Origin of the sequence: Amycolatopsis sp. NPDC058340 (genome assembly GCF_042723975.1) — a bacterium.
In the GTDB taxonomy this organism is placed as follows: domain Bacteria; phylum Actinomycetota; class Actinomycetes; order Mycobacteriales; family Pseudonocardiaceae; genus Amycolatopsis.
Map to the genome: position 1 here is coordinate 1 of NZ_JBHXIB010000101.1, position 5,000 is coordinate 5,000.

At 67.7% G+C, this 5,000-nt stretch carries 4 protein-coding genes; all 4 read left to right on the forward strand.

Features of this window, described 5'->3' with window-relative positions; translation table 11 throughout:
* The first annotated feature begins 394 nt into the window (after positions 1-394).
* The 4 genes from ACFWIW_RS42055 to ACFWIW_RS42070 are packed head-to-tail and all read left to right on the forward strand — an operon-like array spanning position 395 to position 4,943.
* Entirely contained in the window at positions 395-1,687 is a 1,293-nt protein-coding gene (locus ACFWIW_RS42055) for an extracellular solute-binding protein (RefSeq protein WP_378373592.1), read from the forward strand.
* Positions 1,684-2,670, forward strand: coding sequence for a carbohydrate ABC transporter permease (locus ACFWIW_RS42060; protein WP_378373593.1), 987 nt, complete (start codon positions 1,684-1,686; stop codon positions 2,668-2,670). The genes ACFWIW_RS42055 and ACFWIW_RS42060 overlap by 4 nt, the downstream gene beginning before the upstream one ends.
* On the forward strand, positions 2,667-3,497 hold the full coding sequence (locus ACFWIW_RS42065) for a carbohydrate ABC transporter permease (protein WP_240595307.1): 831 nt from the start codon (positions 2,667-2,669) through the stop codon (positions 3,495-3,497). The genes ACFWIW_RS42060 and ACFWIW_RS42065 overlap by 4 nt, the downstream gene beginning before the upstream one ends.
* Before the next feature lie 3 nt (positions 3,498-3,500).
* On the forward strand, positions 3,501-4,943 hold the full coding sequence (locus tag ACFWIW_RS42070; RefSeq protein ID WP_378373594.1) for a glycoside hydrolase family 3 protein: 1,443 nt from the start codon (positions 3,501-3,503) through the stop codon (positions 4,941-4,943).
* Positions 4,944-5,000: the final 57 nt, after the last annotated feature.

Sequence of the window (5,000 nt, forward strand, 5' to 3'; positions counted from 1 at the left end):
GCGCCCACTTTTATGCTATATTAATTGTACCAGTTTTTTTCGCGCTCCCCGCCCCCCCCCCCCCCCGCCCCCGGGGCGGGCGGAAGTCTCGGCTCGGCGCACGCGAGCCCGCCTTCCTCCGAACGGCCCAGCTCATGCCCGCCGAATGCACCGATCACCGGAACAGACAAAGAAAAACCGCATGTCAGCCTGCCTCGCGAGGCCCTGACGAGCACGCCGAAATTCGATCATCAGCGTGATCGATCGCTCACTCAAGGTGAAAGATTGCGGCTCGTTTACAACGAACCGGCCACCCGCTTGACAGTCGGAGTGGTACGTACCACTCTGCCCACATTGGTCTACACCATTTTGTGGGAGCTCGGCATGGTGGCCGGGCATCGAAAGGACGGCACGAGTGAAGCGCTGGCTCAAGATGGCTGCGGGCGCCGCCGCCATCACCCTCGCGACGGCGGGCTGCGCCGGTTCCGGCAGTGGCGACAGCACGAATTCGAGCGCTGCGGCCTCGAACGGCTCGCTCACGGTCTGGCTCATGACGGGCACCGCCCCGGAAGCACTGACGAACTCGCTCCACAAGGAATTCGAAGACGCGCACCCCGGCGTCAAGGTCAAGTACGAGATCCAGCAGTGGAACGGCATCCAGCAGAAGCTGACCACCGCGCTGGCCAGTGACAACCCGCCGGACGTGATCGAGCTGGGCAACACCCAGACCCCCGCGTTCGCCAACCAGGGCGTGCTCGCCGACCTCACCTCCAGCGTGAACGACTTCAACGGCGCGCAGTGGCTGCAGGGCCTCAAGGCTTCGGGCGAGTTCGACGGCAAGACCTACGGCGTCCCGTTCTACGCGGCCAACCGTGAGGTCATCTACCGCAAGGACATGTTCGAGCAGGCGGGCATCACCGCGACGCCGAAGACGCGCGCGGAGTGGCTCGACGCGATCACCAAGCTCAAGGCCAAGTTCGGCAGCGACCCCGAGTTCCAGGCCGTCTACCACCCCGGCCAGAACTGGTACGAGCTGCTGTCCTACATCTGGGACGAGGGCGGCGACATCGCACAGGCCAACGGCAAATCCTTCAAGGCGACCCTGGACTCCCCGCAGGCCAAGGCCGGGCTCGAGTTCTACAAGCAGCTCACCGACGCTTCGGGCACCAAGGCCCCGAAGGACGCCGACGAGGCCACCCCGCAGCAGGCGGGTATCTACGGCGCGGGCAAGGTCGCGATGATGATCGGTGTCCCGGGTGAGGTCGACACCGCGGCGAAGACCGACCCGAAGATCAAGGAGAAGTCGGGCGCCTTCCCGATCCCCGGCAAGACCGCCGACAAGTCGGCCCCGGTCTTCCTCGGCGGCTCGAACCTGGTCATCCCGGCCAACAGCAAGAACGCGGCCGCGGCGAAGGACTACGTCAAGCTGTTCTCCACCCCGAAGTACCAGACCGAGCTGGCCAAGGCCGGTTACGTCCCCGGTACCTCGACCGACGTGTCCGCGCTCGACGCGAACCCGCTCACCAAGGTCATGGCCGAGGCTTCCAAGAACGGCCGCGCCGTGCCGACCAGCCCCAAGTGGGGTGACGTCGAGTCCGGTCAGAACCCGATCAAGGACATGCTGACCGCCTACCTGACCGGAACGAAGACGCTCGACCAGGCGACCGCCGACGCCAACGCAGCGCTCGACAAGCTCATCGGCGGATGACCACGACGAAAGATGTGACGATGCCGGCGGGGGCCACCCCGCCGGCATCGCCGCGCAGCAAACCGCCGAAATCCAACCGGCGTCTCCGCCTCGGCGAGCGGACGGCGCCGTACCTGCTGATCCTTCCCGCGCTGGTGGCGATCCTGGTCCTGCTGGGCTGGCCGACGCTGCAGCTGATCGGGATCAGTCTCCGCAAGCTCGACCTCCGTGAGCTGGTCTCCGGGGAGATGGTCTGGGTCGGATTCGAGAACTTCTCCGAGATCCTGTCCGACTCGGAATTCTGGGAGATCACCGTCCGCACGCTGGTGTTCACCGCGTCGGTAGTGCTCCTCACCCTGCTGCTCGCGCTGCTCATGGCGGTGCTGATGCGGCATCTCAACCCGGTGGTCCGGGTGATCGTGCAGGTCGCGCTGATCCTCGCGTGGGCGACCCCGGTGGTCGCGACGACCACGGTGTTCCAGTGGATCTTCGATCAGCAGTACGGCATTTTGAACAAGACGCTCGCGAAACTCGGTTTCGAGAGTTTCATCGGGCATTCCTGGTTCTCCACCGGGCCGAGCACGCTGACGGTCATCGGGATCCTGGTGGTCTGGCAGGCCGTGCCGTTCGTGGCGTTCACGCTCTACGCCGGGCTCCTCGGCGTCCCGAAGGAGCAGTACGAAGCCGCGGGCATCGACGGCGCGAACGCCTGGCAGGCGTTCTGGGCGGTCAGCTGGCCGGCGATCCGGCCGATCCTGACCATGGTCACGTTCCTGTCCGTGCTGTGGGACTTCAAGCTGTTCGCCCAGGTGTGGGCGATCCGTCAAGGCGGGCCGGACGGCGCCAGCACGACGCTGCCGGTCTACATGTACCTCAAGGGCCTCGCGGGCAACCACTTCGGCCTGGCGGCGACCGCCGCGCTGCTGATGATGCTCGTGCTGATCCTGCTCACCGCCCGGTACGTCCAGCTGCTGGTGCGCACGAAGGAGGCCGACCTCTCATGAGGAAATCCCTGTCCCAGCGGATCGGTCTCGGCACGCTCGGCGTGGTCGTGGCGCTGCTGTTCGTCTTCCCGACGTACTGGATGTTCACCTCTTCGCTGAAGACACCGGGCCAGGTCCTGTCCCCGGACTACGACCTCGTCCCGCTTTCGGTGACGTTCGAGAACTTCGTCTCGGCGCTGACGAAACCCGGCTTCACCACGTACCTCGCCAACAGCCTGATCGTCACGCTCGGCGCGGTGCTGTGCTCTCTCGTCGCCGGTGTGCTGGCCGCGGTTCCCTTGTCCCGCATGCGTTTCCGCGGACGTAAGGGGTTCCTGCTGCTGGTGCTCGTCGCCCAGCTGGCACCGTTCGAAGCGCTGCTGATCCCGATGTACCTGCTGATGCGCGACGCCGGGCTGCTGAACCAGCTGCCTTCGCTGCTGCTGGTGTACTTCGCGGCGACGCTGCCCTTCACGTGCTGGATGCTTTACGGCTTCGTCAACGGCATCCCGTACGACCTCGAAGAAGCCGCGATGATCGACGGTTGCAGCCGGGCGGGCGCCTTCCGCCGGGTGACGCTGCCGTTGCTCGCGCCCGGACTGGTGACCACCTCGGTGTTCAGCTTCATCACCGCGTGGAACGAATTCCTGTTCGCGTTCGTGTTCATGCGCGACCAGAACAAGCAGACGCTGCCGGTGTGGCTGTCGTCGTTCCGGACGGCGTTCTCCGTGGACTGGGGCGGCATCATGGCGGCGTCGGTCATCTACGCCGTGCCCGCGCTGGTGTTCTTCATCATCGTCCAGCGCAAGCTCGTGTCCAACCTGACCGCAGGCGCAGTGAAGGGATAATCCTTGTCTTCACCGGAAAAGCTCGCCGCATCCGTGCTCGTACCGGGCTTCGACGGCACCACCGCGCCGGATTGGCTGCGCCGCAAGGTGGCGGACGGCCTCGGCGGCACGATCCTGTTCGGCCGCAACGTGGTCGACGACGAGCAGGTGGCCGCGCTGAGCGCGCAGCTGCGGGCGGAACGGCCCGACGTGCTCATCGGCATCGACGAGGAGGGCGGTGACGTCACGCGGCTCGACGTCGCCACCGGCTCGTTCGTGCCGGGACCGCTCGCACTCGGCGCCGCGGACGACGTCGAGCTGACGACCTCGGTCGCGGCGGCGCTCGGCGAACGGCTCGCCGCGTGCGGGGTGACGATCAACTTCGCCCCGTGCGCGGATCTGACCCTGGCGGCCGAAGATCCCTCGATCGGGGTCCGGGCGTTCGGTTCGGATCCGGTGAAGGCGTCGCCGCATGTCGCGGCGTACATCACCGGCCTGCAGAAGTACGGCGTGGCCGCGTCGGCCAAGCATTTCCCCGGGCACGGGGCGGCGACGGACGATTCGCACCACGCGCTGCCGGTGCTGCCCCGGACCGAGGCGGAACTGCACGAGATCGAACTCGTCCCGTTCAAGGCGGCGATCGCGGCGGGGGTGCGCGCGGTGATGACCGGGCACCTCGTCGTCCCCGCTTGGGGTGAGCTGCCCGCGACGCTCAACCCGAAGGCGCTCACCGACGTCCTGCGCGGCGAGCTCGGCTTCACCGGCGCCGTCATCACCGACGCGCTCGACATGGGCGCCGTCGCGGGCGAACTCGGCAAGACCGAGGGCGTCGGCCGGGCGTCGGTGCGGGCGCTGATCGCCGGCGCCGACGCGCTGTGCCTCGGCGGGGTGTCGTTCGAAGACGACGAGCTGGACCGGATCGCGGCGGTCATCGCGGCCGCCGTCGAATCCGGTGAGCTGCCGCTGGAGCGGCTGGCGGAGGCGTCGGAACGAGTCGCCGCTCTCGGCACTCCCCCGGTGTCGACGCCGATCTCCCCGGTGGATCACCGGCTCGGCCTGGAGGCGGCGCGCAAGGCGTTGCGGATCCAGGGTTCGCCGAAGCTGGACGGCCCGCCGCTGGTGATCGACATCGAGACCGAGCCGATCATCGCGGCCGGACCGATGCCGTGGGGGCTCGGCTCGCACCTGACCGGACTCGTGCCCGGTACCCGTGCGCTCAAGGTCGGCGCGGACGGGATCGCGACCGCGATCGAGGCCGTCCACGGCGCCCGTGACCTCGTGGTGGTGACGCGCGAGGCACACCGGCACCCCGAGGTCCGCGAGTTCCTCGGCTGGCTGCGAGAGTCCTCTGTGGACTACATCCGGGTCGAGACCGGCGTTCCCGGCCCGGAGACCGACGGGCCGCGGATCGACACGTTCAGCGGGTCTTACGTCAGCCTCCGGGCCGCCGCGGAGTACCTGGCCTGATCAGCGCGTGAAGGCCCCCTTCCCTCGGCTGAGCCGAGGGAAGGGTGCCTTCACGCG